Source organism: Flagellimonas marinaquae, assembly GCF_023716465.1.
Lineage (GTDB): Bacteria > Bacteroidota > Bacteroidia > Flavobacteriales > Flavobacteriaceae > Flagellimonas > Flagellimonas alginolytica.
In genome coordinates, this window is sequence record NZ_CP092415.1 from 1653959 (window position 1) to 1672468 (window position 18510).

Sequence of the window (18510 nt, forward strand, 5' to 3'; positions counted from 1 at the left end):
ACCGTTAAAAACCCTTATTATTTTTCCATATTCTCCAATTGAATGCCCAACGCTTTTGTGGAAAGTTGAACTTCTAAAAGGGAGAGTACCAAGGAAATCATTAAAAAGACCAAGCTTATGCCAAATATTACATTGGCCCAGACCTGCATTTCCACATAAATTAAAAACATGGTTATCGCTGACAATAAAAAACTGACTATCGCAGAGGCCTGCATATTCTTAATTATGCCCAAACGGGAGCGTAATTGGTTGATCTGTTGCTTAAGGGGTTGGGCGGAGGTTTCCTCGAATTGTTTGTGCAATTGCCGAATTAAAGCGGCAATGGCCAAATAACGGGCGTTGTATGCCAACATGGTCAACGAAATGGCAGGAAAAAGTAGAGCTGGAATACTTAGGCTGAGCTGCATAGTTTTAATTTGAAAGGTAAGGTAAGAATTTGTCATCGGTATGGCAATTACCTAAATTTGAGCAAATCAAAATATAGATATGAAATACGATCAAATAGACAGCAAACTTTTTGTAAAGAACCGTAAAAAGTTCACGGCATACATGAGGCCCAAAAGTATTGCAGTATTCAATTCTAACGATATTTACCCCATTGGCGCAGATAGCACCCTTCCTTTTGAGCAAGATCGGGATATTTTTTATCTGAGCGGTGCCGACCAAGAAGAGACCGTTCTGTTGCTTTTTCCGGACGCAATGGATCCCAAACACAGGGAGATTTTATTTGTTAGGGAGACCAATGATCATATTGCGGTGTGGGAAGGGGCAAAGCTGACCAAAGAAAAAGCGACCGAAGTGTCGGGCATAGAAACCATTTATTGGCTTTCGGATTTTGACAAGATATTCTTTGATCTGATGACCGAGGCCGATACCATTTATTTTAATACCAACGAACACTACAGGCAAGCGGTGGAAACCCAAACCCGGGAAGACCGTTTTATAGAAAAGGTAAAAAAAGAATATCCGGCGCACCAATGGGCGAAGAGCAACCCCATCCTACAAAAAATCCGCGGGGTCAAGGAACCCGAGGAAATAGCAATAATGCAAAGAGCTTGCGATATTACCGAAAAAGGGTTTAGACGAGTACTTGGCTTTGTAAGGCCGGGCGTTTGGGAACACGAGATCGAGGCAGAATACCTGCACGAATTTATCCGAAATCGATCAAAAGGATTTGCCTACAGTCCTATTATAGCATCTGGTGGGAATGCCAACGTATTGCACTATATCGAGAATAACCAACAAACCAAGGCAGGTGATTTAATTTTGATGGATCTAGCCGCTGAGTACGCCAACTATTCCAGTGACATGACGCGGACCATACCGGTTAGTGGTAAGTTTACCGAAAGACAAAAAGAGGTATACCGTGCCGTTCTCCGAGTAAAGGATGAAGCTACAAAAATGTTGGTGCCCGGGACCATTTGGGCCGAATATCATAAAGAAGTTGGAAAGCTTATGACCTTGGAACTCTTGGGGCTAGGACTATTGGATAAAGCAGATGTGCAGAACGAAGATTCCGAATGGCCAGCGTATAAAAAATACTTTATGCACGGTACCAGTCACCACATAGGACTTAACACACATGATTATGGAGAGTTAAAAACTCCGATGAAGGCCAATATGGTATTTACGGTAGAACCTGGTATCTACATTCCAGCAGAGGGTATGGGCATTCGTTTGGAGGATGATGTGGTTATACAAGAAAAAGGAGAACCGTTCAATTTAATGCGCAACATCCCAATAGAAATCGAAGAGATAGAAGAATTGATGAATAGTTAATGTGTCAATTTAAGCAAATATAAATTGCTGTGACACCCCTTTTTTAAACACGATGTATATGAATCTATTCTGGTCGATTCAACAATCCAACATTGAACAAAAAATTAAGGAAGCTCCCGATAGCGCATACGAAATAGGTGTGGTGATCGGGAGTTACCTCCCTTTTGTGGTATTGGCAGGAATTGCTTATGCCATATACTATTACAACAAAAAGAACCGCGGTTCCGACTAGCTGAGGCAATCCCATAACAATACCTTTTCTTATAAACCTTAAACTACGGGTTTATATATGGTGCTGGACTTGCGACCTTTGTTGGATTCGCTTAACTTAGGTTTTCGCAATTTATCGTATAAAAAATGTCCAGAACAACTTATATTTTTTCATTGCTTTTTGCTTTCGCTTATACAGCGTACGCCAATCCAAATACAATGGTCGTCCAAAAAGCCTTTAAGGTTACGCAGGTTCCTTCGGAACATGGCTCTTATGTGGTTTCCCCGGAAATACCTGCAGATGGAATAGTGCTTTCCGGTACGGAACTTACCGTAACGGCAACGGCAACGGCAGGATATAGTTTGGATGCGATTTATTATACCTTTAAGGGCGGGCCTTGGGGTACGTTGAGTGTAGAGAGCTTTGAGCCTACCATGAAGATAACCGTGGACAGGGATTTGGATTTGGGAGCAGTTTTTGTGAAAAACAGTTTGGTGGAAAACCTCAACGTTACCCATGATGTAGTCTATGCCCGACCGGGCAAAAAACCTTTAAAATATGATGTGTTTTCGCCTAAGGGGGCACATAAATTGCCTATGGTCATTATTGTACATGGAGGTGGATGGTCTGCCAACAACGAAGATATTATGAGGGGTTTGGCAAGGGAATTGGCAAAAGACGATCGATATGTTGTTTTTAGTATCGATTATCGCTGGATAAACAATTTGGATGGGGATACTGAGGCCAATTCAATGCACCAACTGATTGAAGATGTGTTCGGGGCAATTGCACATATACAGGAGCATGCTACCAAATATGGCGGGGACCCCGATCGCATTGCAGTAACGGGAGATAGTGCGGGAGGACATTTGTCGGCCTCAGCGGCAGTATTATGTTCGTTGATCGGGGATGGTGGTTTTGGCATTGCCGATGGTGTCTATCAGTTTGCTCCAACTTATATTCCCAAGGGAAAAAGTATGGAAGAAGTCCGTTCACGGATTATGGGAGCAATAAAAGTAGCGGCGCCGAGTTATGGCCTTTTTAGTGCCTCGGATTTTAAACCATTTATTCGCCAGGAGGATCAAGGATATTTAGATGCCATATCTCCGGTTGCCCATGTTCCGAGCAGTGCCCATAGGGCCATACCACATTTTATGGTCAGAGGGACCGAGGATGGCTTGGTCACCAAGAACGTAGTGCAACCATACGTTCAAGAATTAAAGGAGCAAGGGCAGACGGTTCAGAACATAGAGGTTAAAGGAGCCGGACACGCTTTTTTTGATTGGAAACCGGATGCACAGACCAGGAAAACTTTCGAAAGATACGGTGCCCCTTACGCTGCAAAAATGAAATCCTTTTTTGATTCTGTTTTTTATAAATGATGAAAAAAAGAAAAAATCATTGGGAAACCGTTTATCGGACAAAAAATCCGGATGAGGTCAGCTGGACCCAAGATGTCCCAAAAACATCACTCGAATTGATACAGGCAATTAATTTGGACAAGAGCGCCAAAATAATTGATGTAGTCGGAGGAGATGGTAAGTTGGTCGATTTTTTGCTGAACGAAGGATTTGAAAATATAACGGTTCTTGATATTTCGGGCAAGGCGATTGAAAGAGCTCAATCGAGGTTGGGAGACAAAGCTCGAAAAGTAACATGGGTCGAGTGTGATATCACTGATTTTTACCCCGAAGAAAGGTATGATGTTTGGCACGATAGGGCGGCATTTCATTTTTTGACAGAGGAAGATCAGATTCAGGCTTACGTGAATTTGGCAGAAAAAGCTGTTTTGGACTATTTGATTCTAGGCACGTTCTCCGAGAACGGGCCCAAAAAATGCAGTGGCTTGGATATTAAGCAATATAATGAAGTTCAAATGGCAGAAACGTTTCAAAATTTCACAAAAATCAGTTGCCGAACACTTGACCATATCACACCTTTCGGCACCAAACAGAATTTTACTTTTTGTAGCTTTAAACGAATGGGTGGCTAATACTTTACGCTTGTTTTTTTCCGTGAACCAAGTTGGAAATTAAAAAAGCCACCAAACTGGGCAGAACCCAACCTAATTGATAATCGTTAAAAGGTATCCAAGTGGTATAATGGGATATATGATCGCCCAGTCCAACACTTCCCAAAAAATCGGGAATACTGAACAGAACAGTTACACTTACCACTCTTTTGAACACTTTGGAAGAGCTCCATTGTTCCGGAATCACGTTCAATAGAATCAATACAATAGTGATGGGATAAATAAACATAAGTGCAGGAACCGCTACGGCAATAATATGGCCTACATTAAATTGCCCCACCATTATCCCTAGAAAACAACTTATAAGTGCAGTGACCCGATATGCTAAAATGGAATTGTTGAACCTACCTTTTATAAAATCTGCCGTACCCGTTACAATGCCCACGGCTGTAGTAAAACAGGCAAAGCTTACCAATACACTTAGGAAAAAGTTGGCTTTTTGACCCAGAGTTTCGGTGCTAATGCCTCGTAAAAGTGCGGTTCTGGAAATTTCGTCATCAAAAGACCCTCCAAACAATGCGCCGGTTAAAATTAGTCCTCCATAAACCAAAAGCAACCCAATGCCCGCCCAAAGTCCCGCTTTTGCAATAAGAGTTTTCTTTTCTTGGAACGAGGCTGTTTTTTCCTTTATGTTAACGGAAATGATGATTACGGCCCCAACGACCACCGCTCCAATGGCATCAAAGGTTTGATAGCCCTCCAAAATCCCGGAACTAAAAGGGCGTTCCATCTCGGAAGTTACAAAGTCAAAATCCAGGGAAAAAATCGTTGCGGCAATTATCGCGATCAGTATAATAAGAATGCCCGGGGTCAATAATTTACCCAAAAGGTCCATTATTTTGGAGCGATTTATGGCAAAAATAAATACCAAAATAAAATAGATCAAACTGGTCAGTAGTGATGACGAGTCCAAAAATGGTTGAATGGCCATTTCGTGGGTCACCGAAGCTGTTCTTGGTGAAGGCAGAGAAATGGCGATGCCATAAATTATGTAGCAGTATATGGCACTGAACATGGGCGACACCTTTTTGGCAAAATCGAACAAGGTTCCCTGGAGTTTGGCATGTGCCATTATTCCTAAAATAGGGATGAGAACACCCGAAATACAGAAACCTAGGGTGACTAGCCACCATAAACTCCCTGATTTGTATCCTAAAAGCGGTGGCAAAACCAAATTTCCTGCGCCAAAAAAGAGGGAAAACAGAGCAAATGCAGTTACAGTTAACGTTTTTTTATTCTGGCGTTGTTGATAATTTGTTTTCAATATAGTATCTTTCAAAAGCGTTTTTTGGCGGAAAAATATGTCTTTTAGTCGATTTTTTGGTATTTCATCGAAAAAAGTATTTTAACGGTGTATTGATAAAATAAAAAGTTATCAACATCCGTTCCAGTAAAAAGAGTAACCTCTAAATTATATTCTTATAACAAAAAATTACAAGTAACCAATTTAAGCATTTTTCGAAGCCCCATTTCGTCAACCATTGCTTTTCTTCAAACAAACCAGCTTATGAAAACATCTACTATCCAGCATGGCAAAAAATTATCTTCTTTCTTTTGTAGTTTGTTCGGGCACCATTATGTGGTTTCCAAAAAAGTAACAGAACACATTAAAGAGTACAAATGTGTACATTGCCAAAAACAGGTTACAACGGATGTCAGCGGAAAACTATCTGCATTGACTCCTCAAATGCAAGAAATCAACAGTACATTGGAAGATATGTACAGAAAACGAAAAAGTAGGGTGGTGCACCAAGTGGCATAACCCTTTTTCTTTTTAAAAAAGGCCCAAATCTTATCCCGGAAACTTAAGTAATTACCTACTGCTACTGGTTACGTGCCCCAATACCATGTTGTAGGGAAATCTTGATTTTCGGGATTTTTTATTTCTCAAAAGAATTCCAGCCCTGCGCCGTAATCGGAATTTTGGTCTCCGCCCTGGTAATCAAATGTATCCCCTCATTCTTTTCTGTCATGTGACCTATTACGGTTAAATTTGGGTTTCCTTTAATTTTTGGAAAATCAGCTTGATCAATGGTGAACAGCAATTCATAATCCTCCCCGCCACTCAGGGCAATCATGGTGCTATCCATTTTAAATTCTTCTGAAGCAGAAATAACCGTGGGGTCCAAAGGAATTTTATCCTCAAAAACATTGCATCCCAAATCACTGTGCTTGCACAAATGAAGAACCTCTGAAGATAGTCCATCGCTAATATCTATCATGGAAGTAGGTTTTACTTCCAATTTCGTGAGGAGTTCCACAATGTCCTTGCGGGCTTCAGGCTTTAGTTGTCGCTCCACGATGTAAGAGTAGGGTTCAAGATCTGGTTGGCTGTTCGGGTTTACCTTGAACACTTCCTTTTCCCGTTCAAGTACTTGTAGTCCCAGGTAGGCGCCACCAAGGTCTCCGGTCACTACCAATAAATCGTTTGGTTTGCCCCCTTTGCGGTAAACAATGTCATTTTCATTGGCAATGCCAATTGCGGTAACGCTTATTATCATTCCGCGTGTAGAAGATGTAGTATCGCCACCTACCAAATCAACATTGTACAATTTACAAGCAAGTGCAACCCCGGCATAAAACTCTTCCAGGGCTTCGAGGGGAAACCTGTTGGAAATGGCCAACGAAACCGTAACTTGTGTTGCCATGGCGTTCATGGCGTAGATATCGGATAGGTTCACCATCACAGATTTATAACCTAAGTGTTTAAGGGGCACATAACTCAAATCAAAGTGAACTCCTTCCACCAACATATCGGTGGAAACCACTGTTTTTTTGCCATTGTAATCCATAACGGCGGCATCGTCCCCAACACCCTTAATGGTTGAAGATTGGGATAGTTCGAAATTTTTGGTAAGGTGTTCGATCAGGCCAAATTCACCCAATTTCTCCAGTGCAGTACGTTCTTGATTCTTGTCTTCTAGCATTTTGCAAAAATAATGAGGATAATCTAATAATTTGGTGTTGTTGGCGACATAATATTTTTTGGTCCAATTTGAGCAAAACATGTTGTTTAGTGCCTATAAGTTCAAGGTTGCTGGGCCATATGGCTCTATCGGTACTGTTTTCTATAAAGAACACCTATGGAATCATTCGTTATAATAATGTTAGCTGCTATGGTAAAACACTACTTATACAGTATATTTGTAAGCTATTTAGATTAAATTCAAGTAAGATGATTAAGGTTTCAGAATCAGCAAGGCATAAAGTGGTGTCGCTCATGACCGAAGAAGGTTTCAATGCGACCACAGATTATGTGCGTGTTGGTGTAAAGAGCGGAGGATGCAGCGGATTGTCTTATGAGTTAAAGTTCGACAAGTCGGCTGCTGATACAGATAAGGTTTTTGAGGATAATAACGTAAGGATTATCGTGGATAAAAAAAGCTTTTTGTATCTCGTGGGCACCACATTGGAATATTCCGGAGGTTTAAACGGAAAGGGCTTTGTTTTCAATAATCCAAATGCCCAACGAACCTGTGGATGTGGAGAGAGTTTTTCACTATAAAATGAGTTAAAAGAGCTAAACATTAAAAAAGTAAAAGTATAAATGTACAGCTCTTTTGAAGACTTGGAAGTTTACAAAACAACAATAAAGTTTACTGGCCAAGTTTATGATTTATTGAAGAGAAGTCCTTTAAAAGAAGATTTTGCAATGGTTGACCAAGTACGAAGAGCTACCATTTCAATTTCAAACAACATTTCGGAAGGATTTGAAAGGGAAACGGATAAAGAGTTGATAAGGTTCCTTTATTTCTCCAAAGGTTCGGCCGGAGAAATCAGAAATCTTTTTAACTTAATGGAAGAGGTAGGATATTTTAAAGCTGAAGAATTGGTCGATTACAAAAAGCAGGTAATCAACATTTCAAAACAGCTTGCTAATTATATCAAGTACGTTAAAAAGCGAAGCAATCTTTGACTTTTTGACTTTTAACTGAGAGAATATATGGCTTATACAGAGGAAGAATTAAAAAAAGAACTGGAGACCAAGGAATACGAGTACGGTTTCTACACGGATATTGAATCGGACACCCTGCCCAAAGGGTTGAACGAGGATATTGTAATAGCTATTTCCAAAAAGAAGGAGGAGCCCGAGTGGATGACGGAGTGGCGACTGGAAGCTTTTCGTGCCTGGAAGGAAATGGAGGAGCCAGAATGGGCCAATGTGACCTATGAAAAACCCGATTTTCAAGATATCTCCTACTATTCGGCCCCTAACAAAAAACCCAAGTACAATAGTCTGGACGAGGTAGATCCAGAATTGTTGGAGACTTTTAAAAAGTTGGGAATATCCGTGGACGAACAGAAAAAGTTGGCCGGGGTAGCGGTGGATATTGTGATGGATTCCGTTTCTGTGGCCACAACCTTCAAAAAAACCCTGGCGGAAAAAGGAATAATTTTTTGTTCCATTTCAGAAGCTATCCAAGAACATCCTGAATTGGTGAAGAAATACTTGGGAACTGTAGTGCCCAAAAAAGATAATTTTTATGCAGCGTTGAACTCCGCCGTATTCTCCGATGGGTCATTCTGTTATATCCCAAAAGGAGTAAGATGTCCCATGGAGCTTTCCACTTATTTCCGTATCAACCAAGCGGGAACAGGACAGTTCGAAAGAACCTTGGTGGTGGCGGATGAAGGCAGCTATGTAAGCTATTTGGAAGGCTGTACCGCACCTTCCCGCGACGAGAACCAACTGCACGCAGCGGTTGTAGAGCTTATCGCCTTGGACGATGCCGAGATCAAATATTCTACCGTACAAAATTGGTACCCGGGCAATAGTGAAGGTAAAGGAGGGGTGTTCAATTTTGTGACCAAGCGAGGGATCTGTGAAAAAAATGCCAAGATTTCTTGGACACAAGTGGAAACAGGATCGGCCGTAACTTGGAAATACCCATCATGTGTATTAAAAGGAGACAACTCAATAGGTGAGTTCTATTCCATTGCAGTGACCAATAATTTTCAGCAAGCGGATACCGGGACCAAAATGATCCACTTGGGAAAAAACACCAAGAGTACCATAATTTCCAAAGGAATTTCCGCCGGACAATCACAAAATAGTTACCGAGGCCTGGTTCAAGTAAACAGCAGGGCCGAAAACGCCAGAAACTTTTCGCAATGTGATTCCCTGTTGATGGGCAACCGTTGTGGAGCGCACACATTCCCCTACATCGAGGCCAAAAACAAATCGGCACAAATAGAGCACGAGGCTACCACTAGTAAAATTGGAGAGGACCAAATTTTCTATTGTAACCAAAGGGGGATCGATACCGAAAAGGCCATTGCCTTGATCGTGAACGGATTTAGTAAGGAAGTGTTGAACAAACTTCCAATGGAATTTGCAGTAGAAGCACAAAAACTATTGGAAATTAGTTTGGAAGGATCAGTAGGATAGCTTCGGTTGAGCTCAGCTACCCAATTCGATTTGTGGTAGAGTTAAGTCGAAATCACAATTAATAAGATAGGATACAATTATAGAAGATGCTAGAAATCAAAAATTTACACGCAAGCGTAGACGATAAAGAAATCCTTAAGGGAATCGACCTAAAGGTGAACGCAGGAGAGGTGCACGCCATTATGGGCCCCAACGGTTCAGGTAAAAGTACTTTGGCCGAAGTAATTGCAGGTCAGGAAGAATTTGAAGTGGGAGAAGGAAACATTCTCTTGGAAGGAGAGGACTTGGAAGAACTTTCACCAGAAGAAAGAGCTCACAAAGGAGTGTTCTTGTCCTTTCAATACCCAGTTGAGATTCCTGGAGTGTCGGTGACCAACTTTATGAAGACCGCAATAAACGAATCCAGAAAAGCACAAGGATTGGAAGACATGCCGGCCAATGAAATGCTCAAAAAGATTCGTGAGAAGTCCGAAATGTTGGAAATTGACAGAAAATTTCTTTCACGCTCTTTGAACGAAGGCTTTTCTGGTGGTGAAAAGAAACGGAACGAGATTTTTCAAATGGCAATGATGGAACCCAAATTGGCCATTCTCGACGAGACCGATTCCGGATTGGATATCGATGCACTCCGTATCGTGGCCAATGGCGTAAACAAATTGCGCAGCAAGGACAATGCCATTATTGTGATAACGCACTACCAAAGATTGTTGGATTACATTGTGCCGGATTTTGTACATGTATTGTACAATGGTAAAATCGTAAAATCCGGGACCAAGGAACTAGCTTTGGAACTGGAAGAAAAAGGGTACGACTGGATTAAAGAAGAAGCTTCGGTATAACCAGTTTTGTCATTCCCATGAAAATGGGAATCCAAATGAAAAAGAATCATTAATTCGATTCCTGCTTTCGCAGGAATGACAATTAAAAACGAATGGATTTAAAGGAAAAATTAGTCTCCTCATTTTTGGCTTTTGAAGATGGTATGGATTTAGACCATCCCGTACACGAAGAAAGGTCCAGGGCCATAAAGAATTTTGAGAGCAAAGGGTTTCCGTCCAAAAAAGACGAAGCCTGGAAATATACATCCCTTAAAAGTTTGGAAAAGATAGATTTCAGCATCTTTCCAAAACACGAGACCTCGTTGGAGTACAAGGATGTCAAAAAATATTTCCTACACGAGATAGACACATACAAAATTGTATTTGTAGATGGAGTCTACAGTTCTTACCTATCTGAAACCACACACGATGGAGTGGATGTATGTTTGATGAGCTCGGCCTTTAGCAAGCCCATGTTCCAGCAAGTGATCGAAGTATATTTCAACAAAGCGGCATCAAAAGATGAAACGCTGACCTCGTTGAACACAGCTTTCAGTAAAGAAGGAGCCTATATCTACATCCCAAAGAACAAAATGCCCAAAAAACCCATCCAGATTCTGCATTTGGCAACGGGTAACGAAGCGGCCCTGATGTTACAGCCGCGTAACTTGATCGTGGCAGAAGACAACGCGGAGGTCCAGATTATAGAGCGCCACCAGAGTTTGACGGGGAACGAAGTTTTTACCAACTCCGTGACCGAGATTTTTGCGGGCAAGGACGCTATTGTTGACTACTACAAGGTACAGAACGATGCATCTACAGCCTCCTTGGTGGACAACACCTATATTTCACAAAAGGATAGCAGCGTAGTGCGCGTACACACTTTTTCTTTGGGCGGTAAACTTATCCGTAACAACCTGAACTTTTATCAGAATGGGGAACGTATCGACTCTACCTTGAAGGGTGTAACCATTTTGGGAGATAAGCAGCATGTGGACCACCATACCTTGGTGCACCACGCACAACCTAATTGTGAGAGCCATCAGGATTATAAAGGCATTTTTGGCGATAGTTCCACCGGGGTCTTTAATGGTAAGATCATTGTGGACAAGATTGCACAGAAAACGGATGCCTTTCAGCAGAACAACAATATATTGTTGAGCGATAAGTCTACTATAAATTCGAAGCCCCAATTGGAGATTTTTGCGGACGATGTAAAATGTTCGCACGGATGTACCATTGGTCAGTTGGATGATGAGGCCCTTTTTTACCTAAGATCAAGGGGAATACCAAAAAAAGAGGCCAAGGCTTTAATGATGTACGCTTTTGCGAACAACGTATTGGAAAGCGTTCGAATCCCTGAACTAAAAGTTAGGATCAATAAAATCATTGCGGATAAACTCGGCGTTCGTATGGGTTTTGACCTCTAAAAAAAGGATTTTCACCGTTACATTACCATGATAGAGACCACTTTGGACATACAGACCATTAGAAAGGATTTTCCCATCCTCCAAAGAGAGGTCAATGGTAAGCCTTTGGTATACTTGGACAATGCAGCCACCTCGCAGACGCCACAGCAGGTGATTGACACCATTGTCGATTATTATCAAAACTATAATGCCAATATCCATCGTGGGGTGCATACCTTGTCGCAAGAAGCCACTGACGCCTACGAGGCTGCCCGTCACAAAATCCAGAAGCATTTCAATATTGCAAAAGCACACGAGATAATTTTTACTTCGGGAACCACGCAAAGCATCAATTTGGTGGCAACCGGATTCACTTCCTTTTTAAAAGAAGGAGATGAGATTTTAGTGTCTGCCATGGAGCACCATTCCAATATTGTTCCCTGGCAAATGCTATGTGAACGCACGGGAGCACTTCTTAAAGTGATTCCAATGAATCTGAATGGGGAATTGGTCATGGAGGAATACCATAACCTATTGTCCGATAGGACGAAGTTGGTCTTCTGCAACCACGTGTCCAATGCATTGGGAACCGTTAACCCAATTGAAAAAATTATTGATACCGCACACAAGGTAGGGGCAGCAGTCTTGATAGATGGAGCACAGGCAGCCCCACATATTAAAGCTGATCTGCAAGCTTTGGATGTGGATTTTTACACCGTTTCCGCACATAAAATGTGTGGACCAACGGGTGTTGGAATGCTATATGGAAAAGAGGAATGGCTCAAGAAATTGCCTCCTTACCAAGGCGGAGGCGAAATGATCGCGGAGGTGACCTTTGAAAGGACCACCTATGCCGACCTGCCCCATAAATTTGAAGCCGGAACACCCAACATTTGCGGTGGAATCGCTTTTGGAGCAGCTTTGGACTATATGAACAGTATCGGATTTGATGCCATTGCCCAATATGAAGATGAATTGTTGCAATATGCTACGGAGCAGTTGCTCACGATCGAAGGCCTCAAGATTTACGGAACTGCAGTACATAAAACTTCGGTGATATCCTTTAATATTGAGGGAATCCATCCCTACGATATCGGTACCATTGTGGACAAACTGGGGATAGCTGTTAGAACCGGTCACCATTGTGCACAGCCCATCATGGATTTTTACCAAATTCCGGGAACTGTACGGGCCAGTTTTAGCTTTTACAACACCAAGGAAGAAGTGGATAAGCTGGTAGAAGGTATAAAACGAGCCAAAAACATGTTGCTTTAGGCAAAGCGTTATCTTTATCTTAAACACTTGAATCGCAGCATAGCGAGTTGTATTTTTGAACAAAACCATTGCATGACCATAAAAGAGATACAGGAAGAGATAATAGACGAGTTTTCCATGTTCGACGACTGGATGCAGCGCTACGAATACATGATCGAGCTCGGTAAATCACTTCCGTTAATAGAAGAAAAATATAAAACCGACGACAACATCATAAAAGGTTGTCAGAGCAAAGTGTGGGTACACGCCGAACTGGATGGAGACAAGTTGGTTTTTACAGCAGATAGCGATGCCATTATCACCAAAGGCATTATTGCCATTTTGATCAGGGCGTTCAGCAACCAAAAACCACAGGACATTATTGATGCCGATACCGAGTTCATTGATGAAATTGGACTAAAAGAACATTTGTCCCCCACCCGCGCCAACGGATTGGTAAGTATGATCAAGCAATTGAAACTGTATGCAGTTGCCTATCAAACACAGTTAAAATAACACAGAATGAGTGAAGAAACTACCATAGATACACAAGAATTGGGCGAAAAAATCGTAAAGGTGCTCAAGACCATTTATGATCCGGAAATCCCTGTGGATATTTACGAGTTGGGACTGATTTACGATGTATTTGTGAACGAAGAATACGAAGTTAAGATCTTGATGACCCTGACATCCCCTAACTGTCCCGTGGCGGAAACTTTGCCCGTGGAGGTAGAAGAAAAGGTAAAGTCCATTGACGTTTTGAAGGATGTGGAAGTGGAGATTACTTTTGACCCACCATGGACCCAAGAACTGATGAGCGAAGAAGCCAAATTGGAACTCGGGCTCCTGTAAAATACACAGCCAAACCCAAATGCAGATGACCACAAGACAAATCGATAGGATTATTGAGATGGCTTGGGAGGATAGAACCCCTTTTGAAGCCATAGAATACCAATTTGACCTCAAGGAAAACGATGTAAGGGAAATAATGCGCAGCAACCTTAAACGTTCGTCTTTTGAGTTGTGGAGAAAGCGGGTAAAAGGAAGAAAGACCAAGCACCAGAAAACATCGCCGGCCAATCGGTTTCGTTCGCAGAATCAAAAGCTCTAATGCATTTTTTGTTTTCTTAGAAATGTCCACTGGTCGGTATTTAGGTCTAACTACTGAAATCTAACATCTGATGTCTGAAGAAATTGTAAATAGAGTAGCCCAAAGCAAGTTGATCACTTTCAACCTAGAGGATTATTATCCAAAGGGAGAGCGAAAGGTGTTGGACATTAAGGATTGGCTGTACGAAGGCTTTATTTTACGTGAAAAGGAGTTCCGTGCACACGTTGATGAACATGATTGGACAGCCTATCAAGATGCCTATGTGGCGCTACATTGTTCCTCGGATGCCATAGTGCCCGGTTGGGCCTTTATGCTGATTGCCTCTAAACTACAGCCCTATGCCAAAAAGGTGATTCATGGAAGTTTGGAATACTTGGAAACCGCTTTATATCAAAAAATATTGGAGCAATTGGACGTTTCTGATTTTAAGGACAAACCCGTGATTATAAAAGGATGTTCCAATAAACCCGTCCCAGAAAACGCCTACCTTATGGCCTTGACCAAAATACAGGAAGTGGCCAAAAGTGTAATGTACGGCGAAGCCTGTTCCTCGGTGCCCTTGTTTAAAAGAAAGAAATAGATTTCAATTGGCAGTAGTCCAGCGGGCAGTAGGCAGTATGCTGCTGACACCAATTTCACGAATTATCACCAATAGGACTCTTTGTCAATTCGAACGTCGTGAAGCACCTTTTTTATCTATTAAATAAGCCTGTCATTGTCATTTCGAGCTGTCGCGCTAAGTATCGCTCAGTCGTAAAAGCAGTAAGATTTTTGTAAATGAAATAGGATGAAGTTGTTTTCTACAACGCAGTATTCATTGCTCATTGATTTGACAAGAATTATACTTATTATCATTATTGTCCTTAACAACTTTAAACATTCATTTCTAGAGTTTTATATCAAAAATCTAACATCTGATGACTGATTTCTGTATTGATAATACTTTAGAAAGTGACTTTTCTTATTTTTGCGGGTCTTAACACTAAACTCCATACTATGAAAAAACTGTTTTTTACAGCTATGTCCCTTTTTGTATTTGTGTCTGCTTCGGCACAGACAGCTGAGGAACTAAAATCAGAAATTGCCCCGAAAAAAGATTCCATTGCGGCTATTCAGGCAAGGGTGGATGCCCTACAGGCAAAACTGGATGCTCTTCCCGGATGGAAAATCGGTGCTTTTGGAACTATTGGTGGAAGCATTTCCGAATTTAATAATTGGTTTGCCCAGGGCATTCCAAATAACTCTGCCGGAAACATAGGTTTTACCGTTAATGCATTTGCCAACCTTCAAGAGGAAAAATTCTTTTGGCGTAATGCGGCCAACATAAACCTTGCTTGGGTAAAGTTGGATGATAAGGACGATCCTACGGACGACGATAGCTTCCGACAGGCTACAGATGTTTTTAATATATCATCATTGTACGGTAGAAAACTGAGCGAAAAATTTGCGATTTCCGGCTTAATGGAATATCGTACTACCATATTAAGCAACTTTAACGATCCAGGTTACTTGGATTTAGGGGTTGGTGCTACTTGGACGCCCATACCCGATTTAATAGTTGTAATGCACCCTCTCAACTATAACTTTGTGTTCAGTGATGAGGATACCATTTTTGAATCTTCTATGGGTGCCAAGATTGTTGCCGATTACACCAAACAGATTGGAGCAGTTAGTTTTAAGAGCAACCTTTCCATGTTCCAAAGTTACAAGAGCGGTGATTACAGTAACTGGACCTGGACGAACTCTTTTAGCTATACATTATGGAAAATGATTGGGGTTGGTTTCGATTTTGGGTTAAGAAACAACAAGCAAGAAACCTTGAACTATGTTCTGAACAATGCCCCAACGCCAGATCCTACAGCAACTTTTGAAAGTATAGATAACGAACTACAAACGTATTGGACTTTAGGATTGAGCTATAAGTTCTAAAAACAAGCAGAAGTAAAAGTAAAAGCCGGACAATTGTCCGGCTTTTTAGCTAATGGTTAGATTGCCCCACTAGAGGGGTAGATCCATTAAAAATTATTCTAAACCAAAATATGTGGCCACAGCGTTGTAATCCGAAGTATCTACTCCAGCAGCTTTTAGTTCTGCCATTATATCATTGCTTCCGTTTTTATTGCCCAATGTAGAATGTTCGATGGCAATAATTGTAAGAGAAAAATACTCAGCAATAGGTACAACATATGGCGAGTCATCAGAAGTATTAAAAAAGCTTAACTCACCATCTCCATTACCTTCATTATAATAGATTCTTGCGTAGTGGTCATTGTTTATAAGGTGACCTGGAACCGGGTACATATTAAGGCTTGCGCTTTTTAGATAAAAAAGGAAAGAATAATTTGGCAATTCTTCCACAGGAATCCCAGTTATTTGATCAATTTGAAATTGATAAATACTTCCAATAGAAACGTCTTGAATAAAGAGATCCTCTATTGCTATAACATTCGCATTTCCATCTTCACCTTGCTCTCCACTTTCGCCTTGGCAGTCCTGTGCATCAAAATTCCCATCTTGGTTAATATCCTCATCCGCATCTCCAATACCATTTCCATTAAGGTCCCAACAGCTAATTCCATCGTCTCCAGCTGGACCTTGTGGTCCTGGAACTGTACTATCTGCACCGGGATCTCCTTGCGGTCCAGTTTCACCATCCTCGCCGCTGCAGGATGTCATAATCATTGCCATGGAAAGCATGGCCATACATACTAATTTTAAAGATTTCATAATTTTTTGTTTTTAAATTAGGGTTATTAATGCATCAAAAGTATGGTAGGAAAATGGGGTGATTTTACCCTAATTAACGTAGACAGGCCACCATTTGATGGATGATGCTTATCAATTGATGTAATATTTATATTGTAAGTATTTTCTTTCTATTTTGTTTCAGCAAAATAAAAAAGCCCCGGAACGGGGCCATTGTTTTATCTATATTAAAGAGTGTTTTTATTTAAAATCCACCTTTACCAATTGTTTCCTGCCTCCTCGTTTGGCATAGAAAAGCATTTTATCATCCATCTCGTCCTTTAGTGGTTTGGAGACCATGAGAGGCAATCTTGCTTCTTGTTGGTCTATTATTTTTTCATAATCCATTACCCCGTTTTGATCCAAAGAGATCATGAACACATTCCGGTTTCTACTAAACCCTTGTTTAAAGATCAAGCGTTCGTTATTGATCAATTGTGGGTTTTCTGCAGCAGTGCAGATAAAGAAGTAGGTATTCCCGTTTTTGCTATACGAACTGTAGGAGGCATAGGCTCCATCGCCTTGGGTAACTTCGGTCTTGTTGATGTTCCGTGCCCACTCCATATTGCCGTTCGCATCTAGTTTTACGCTCACAATATCGTTGTGGTGATAGCGTTCTATCTTGATCCGCTGACCGGCTCCGGTGGTTTCCAATCCGGAAGTAACAAAATACTCTTCGGCATTAAAGAAGATTTCTTGTTCGTCCGTTACTTCAACCCCCTTAAAAACAAGGTTCTTGATGTCCTTATCTTCTTCACGGCCAAACTTATCGTCCATAAACTGTTGGGAGAATGGGTTGTATATCTGCGATTGGATCGTTAAACTGTTCGGGGCAACATCGAAATAAGCGATACCGTTGTACCTATTATCCTTTCTATCCGAATAAAAGCCTACGCAAATCAATTTACCTTTATTAAGAACGGGATACAATGCTTCTGGATACTTGCCCGGATCCACAAAGGATTGTGTTTGACTGCCATATTGAGATACTTTGATCAACTCGTATTGGAACTTTCTTTCGTCTACCCTAAAGCGTCGCTTTTTAAAGTAGGCCTTTCCCACTATATAAGCTGTTTGTAGATCGGGAGAGAAAGCCACGTTCTCGAAGGCATAGTTTTTTTCTTCTATCTCATCGGAAAAATCATATTCGAATTTTTTGTTGAGCGCGGTATCGAACATATGGATCATATGTTTATTGCTCTTTCCTTTTTTATGATGCGTACTGATCACAAAACCGGTTTTATCCTCGTTAAAAAGAATGGCCGTGGTAAATCCGCGCGAAAAATCACGATTGTAATAATTTTTTCCCACGGGGTCGCTTACTTCTGCCGATGCGATCGACAGTAACTTTTTTTCCTTAAAATTAAAAGCAATGGTTGGACTGCTATGCGCCCAATATTCATACTCTCCCTTTAGCGGGTTGTAATTTAAAAATAGAAGATGCAACTGCCCATTTTTAAGGAAGCCGTTTACAAAATCCAGCCCCTTGAGTTTGTAGTTATATTCGGAAACCAATTGTAGATCGCTATTATACTTTTCGATCAAATAGCCCTTTGGTTTAAGAATGAGCCCTTGGTAATAGGATCGGACCAAAATGTATCCTCCCGAGTCGTCCTCTTCTATGGCGACTAGATTGGAGTAGCGATAGCGATCCTTATATTTTTCTCCAAAATCGTAGGATACGGGCATTTTTTGGGCATTTACAAACATGCCCAAAATTGTACAAAAAAGTAGTAAGAAAGTTTTTCTCATGATCTGGCTT

21 protein-coding genes are annotated in these 18510 nt (G+C 41.2%); 16 read left to right on the forward strand and 5 right to left on the reverse strand.

Annotated elements, in window-relative coordinates:
• Positions 1-17: 17 nt before the first annotated feature.
• Positions 18-407 (reverse strand): DUF2721 domain-containing protein, encoded by a 390-nt coding sequence (locus MJO53_RS07455; RefSeq protein ID WP_224835888.1) that lies wholly within the window; start codon positions 405-407, stop codon positions 18-20.
• 79 nt (positions 408-486) lie between these two features.
• On the opposite strand from MJO53_RS07455, the gene MJO53_RS07460 reads away from it, so the two are divergent.
• The 4 genes from MJO53_RS07460 (at position 487) to MJO53_RS07475 (ending at position 3983) form a co-directional block, all read left to right on the forward strand.
• Entirely contained in the window at positions 487-1779 is a 1293-nt protein-coding gene (locus MJO53_RS07460) for an aminopeptidase P family protein (RefSeq protein WP_252081071.1), read from the forward strand.
• Positions 1780-1837: 58 nt separating this feature from the next.
• Positions 1838-2011 carry a hypothetical protein gene (locus MJO53_RS07465; protein WP_224835886.1) on the forward strand — a complete coding sequence of 58 codons (174 nt, stop codon included), beginning with the start codon at positions 1838-1840 and terminating at the stop codon, positions 2009-2011.
• A 125-nt stretch (positions 2012-2136) separates the two neighbouring features.
• The gene (locus MJO53_RS16940) at positions 2137-3372 is read left to right on the forward strand and encodes an alpha/beta hydrolase (protein ID WP_286037778.1); all 1236 of its coding nucleotides are present in this window, start codon (positions 2137-2139) and stop codon (positions 3370-3372) included.
• Positions 3369-3983, forward strand: a complete 615-nt coding sequence (locus tag MJO53_RS07475; protein ID WP_420485540.1) for a class I SAM-dependent methyltransferase — start codon at positions 3369-3371, stop codon at positions 3981-3983. The genes MJO53_RS16940 and MJO53_RS07475 overlap by 4 nt, the downstream gene beginning before the upstream one ends.
• A gap of 4 nt (positions 3984-3987) precedes the next feature.
• On the opposite strand, the gene brnQ is transcribed toward MJO53_RS07475, so the two are convergent.
• The gene (brnQ, locus tag MJO53_RS07480) at positions 3988-5286 is read right to left on the reverse strand and encodes a branched-chain amino acid transport system II carrier protein (protein ID WP_252081229.1); all 1299 of its coding nucleotides are present in this window, start codon (positions 5284-5286) and stop codon (positions 3988-3990) included.
• A 243-nt stretch (positions 5287-5529) separates the two neighbouring features.
• Here brnQ and MJO53_RS07485 point away from each other — a divergent pair, with 243 nt between their 5' ends.
• The gene (locus tag MJO53_RS07485; protein ID WP_224835883.1) at positions 5530-5784 is read left to right on the forward strand and encodes a hypothetical protein; all 255 of its coding nucleotides are present in this window, start codon (positions 5530-5532) and stop codon (positions 5782-5784) included.
• 118 nt (positions 5785-5902) lie between these two features.
• Here the strand turns inward: MJO53_RS07485 and thiL are convergent, their stop codons facing one another.
• Positions 5903-6949: a thiamine-phosphate kinase gene (gene thiL, locus MJO53_RS07490; RefSeq protein ID WP_252081073.1), complete on the reverse strand. Its 1047-nt coding sequence runs from the start codon at positions 6947-6949 to the stop codon at positions 5903-5905.
• 248 nt (positions 6950-7197) lie between these two features.
• Between thiL and MJO53_RS07495 the strand changes: the two genes are divergently transcribed.
• The 11 genes from MJO53_RS07495 (at position 7198) to MJO53_RS07545 (ending at position 15932) form a co-directional block, all read left to right on the forward strand.
• Positions 7198-7527, forward strand: coding sequence for a HesB/IscA family protein (locus tag MJO53_RS07495; protein WP_224835881.1), 330 nt, complete (start codon positions 7198-7200; stop codon positions 7525-7527).
• A 42-nt stretch (positions 7528-7569) separates the two neighbouring features.
• Positions 7570-7938 (forward strand): four helix bundle protein, encoded by a 369-nt coding sequence (locus tag MJO53_RS07500; RefSeq protein ID WP_252081074.1) that lies wholly within the window; start codon positions 7570-7572, stop codon positions 7936-7938.
• Positions 7939-7965: 27 nt separating this feature from the next.
• Complete coding sequence (gene sufB, locus MJO53_RS07505) at positions 7966-9411, forward strand: Fe-S cluster assembly protein SufB (protein ID WP_224835880.1); 1446 nt, start codon at positions 7966-7968, stop codon at positions 9409-9411.
• An 86-nt stretch (positions 9412-9497) separates the two neighbouring features.
• Complete coding sequence (sufC, locus tag MJO53_RS07510; protein WP_224835879.1) at positions 9498-10250, forward strand: Fe-S cluster assembly ATPase SufC; 753 nt, start codon at positions 9498-9500, stop codon at positions 10248-10250.
• Between the two features lie 92 nt (positions 10251-10342).
• Positions 10343-11659, forward strand: coding sequence for a Fe-S cluster assembly protein SufD (gene sufD / locus MJO53_RS07515; RefSeq protein WP_252081075.1), 1317 nt, complete (start codon positions 10343-10345; stop codon positions 11657-11659).
• A gap of 27 nt (positions 11660-11686) precedes the next feature.
• Positions 11687-12913, forward strand: a complete 1227-nt coding sequence (locus MJO53_RS07520; protein WP_286037779.1) for an aminotransferase class V-fold PLP-dependent enzyme — start codon at positions 11687-11689, stop codon at positions 12911-12913.
• 72 nt (positions 12914-12985) lie between these two features.
• Positions 12986-13408, forward strand: coding sequence for a SufE family protein (locus MJO53_RS07525; protein ID WP_224835877.1), 423 nt, complete (start codon positions 12986-12988; stop codon positions 13406-13408).
• Between the two features lie 6 nt (positions 13409-13414).
• Positions 13415-13744, forward strand: coding sequence for an iron-sulfur cluster assembly protein (locus MJO53_RS07530; protein ID WP_100816841.1), 330 nt, complete (start codon positions 13415-13417; stop codon positions 13742-13744).
• 19 nt (positions 13745-13763) lie between these two features.
• A complete protein-coding gene (locus MJO53_RS07535) occupies positions 13764-14003 on the forward strand; it encodes a TIGR03643 family protein (protein ID WP_224835876.1) in 240 nt (79 codons plus the stop codon).
• A 70-nt stretch (positions 14004-14073) separates the two neighbouring features.
• Positions 14074-14583: a DUF2480 family protein gene (locus MJO53_RS07540; RefSeq protein WP_252081076.1), complete on the forward strand. Its 510-nt coding sequence runs from the start codon at positions 14074-14076 to the stop codon at positions 14581-14583.
• Between the two features lie 416 nt (positions 14584-14999).
• Positions 15000-15932 carry a DUF3078 domain-containing protein gene (locus MJO53_RS07545; protein ID WP_224835874.1) on the forward strand — a complete coding sequence of 311 codons (933 nt, stop codon included), beginning with the start codon at positions 15000-15002 and terminating at the stop codon, positions 15930-15932.
• Between the two features lie 93 nt (positions 15933-16025).
• On the opposite strand, the gene MJO53_RS07550 is transcribed toward MJO53_RS07545, so the two are convergent.
• Together MJO53_RS07550 and MJO53_RS07555 are read right to left on the reverse strand one after the other, a co-directional pair.
• Entirely contained in the window at positions 16026-16730 is a 705-nt protein-coding gene (locus MJO53_RS07550; protein ID WP_224835873.1) for a collagen-like protein, read from the reverse strand.
• Positions 16731-16949: 219 nt separating this feature from the next.
• On the reverse strand, positions 16950-18500 hold the full coding sequence (locus MJO53_RS07555; RefSeq protein WP_252081077.1) for a hypothetical protein: 1551 nt from the start codon (positions 18498-18500) through the stop codon (positions 16950-16952).
• Positions 18501-18510: the final 10 nt, after the last annotated feature.

Coding starts and splice junctions, on each gene's coding strand:
- MJO53_RS07455 (WP_224835888.1), bottom strand. CDS start 407: ATGCAGCTCAGCCTAAGTATTCCAGCTCTACTTTTTCCTGCCATTTCG.
- MJO53_RS07460 (WP_252081071.1), top strand. CDS start 487: ATGAAATACGATCAAATAGACAGCAAACTTTTTGTAAAGAACCGTAAA.
- MJO53_RS07465 (WP_224835886.1), top strand. CDS start 1,838: ATGAATCTATTCTGGTCGATTCAACAATCCAACATTGAACAAAAAATT.
- MJO53_RS16940 (WP_286037778.1), top strand. CDS start 2,137: ATGTCCAGAACAACTTATATTTTTTCATTGCTTTTTGCTTTCGCTTAT.
- MJO53_RS07475 (WP_420485540.1), top strand. CDS start 3,369: ATGATGAAAAAAAGAAAAAATCATTGGGAAACCGTTTATCGGACAAAA.
- MJO53_RS07485 (WP_224835883.1), top strand. CDS start 5,530: ATGAAAACATCTACTATCCAGCATGGCAAAAAATTATCTTCTTTCTTT.
- thiL (WP_252081073.1), bottom strand. CDS start 6,949: ATGCTAGAAGACAAGAATCAAGAACGTACTGCACTGGAGAAATTGGGT.
- MJO53_RS07495 (WP_224835881.1), top strand. CDS start 7,198: ATGATTAAGGTTTCAGAATCAGCAAGGCATAAAGTGGTGTCGCTCATG.
- MJO53_RS07500 (WP_252081074.1), top strand. CDS start 7,570: ATGTACAGCTCTTTTGAAGACTTGGAAGTTTACAAAACAACAATAAAG.
- sufB (WP_224835880.1), top strand. CDS start 7,966: ATGGCTTATACAGAGGAAGAATTAAAAAAAGAACTGGAGACCAAGGAA.
- sufC (WP_224835879.1), top strand. CDS start 9,498: ATGCTAGAAATCAAAAATTTACACGCAAGCGTAGACGATAAAGAAATC.
- sufD (WP_252081075.1), top strand. CDS start 10,343: ATGGATTTAAAGGAAAAATTAGTCTCCTCATTTTTGGCTTTTGAAGAT.
- MJO53_RS07520 (WP_286037779.1), top strand. CDS start 11,687: ATGATAGAGACCACTTTGGACATACAGACCATTAGAAAGGATTTTCCC.
- MJO53_RS07525 (WP_224835877.1), top strand. CDS start 12,986: ATGACCATAAAAGAGATACAGGAAGAGATAATAGACGAGTTTTCCATG.
- MJO53_RS07530 (WP_100816841.1), top strand. CDS start 13,415: ATGAGTGAAGAAACTACCATAGATACACAAGAATTGGGCGAAAAAATC.
- MJO53_RS07535 (WP_224835876.1), top strand. CDS start 13,764: ATGCAGATGACCACAAGACAAATCGATAGGATTATTGAGATGGCTTGG.
- MJO53_RS07540 (WP_252081076.1), top strand. CDS start 14,074: ATGTCTGAAGAAATTGTAAATAGAGTAGCCCAAAGCAAGTTGATCACT.
- MJO53_RS07545 (WP_224835874.1), top strand. CDS start 15,000: ATGAAAAAACTGTTTTTTACAGCTATGTCCCTTTTTGTATTTGTGTCT.
- MJO53_RS07550 (WP_224835873.1), bottom strand. CDS start 16,730: ATGAAATCTTTAAAATTAGTATGTATGGCCATGCTTTCCATGGCAATG.
- MJO53_RS07555 (WP_252081077.1), bottom strand. CDS start 18,500: ATGAGAAAAACTTTCTTACTACTTTTTTGTACAATTTTGGGCATGTTT.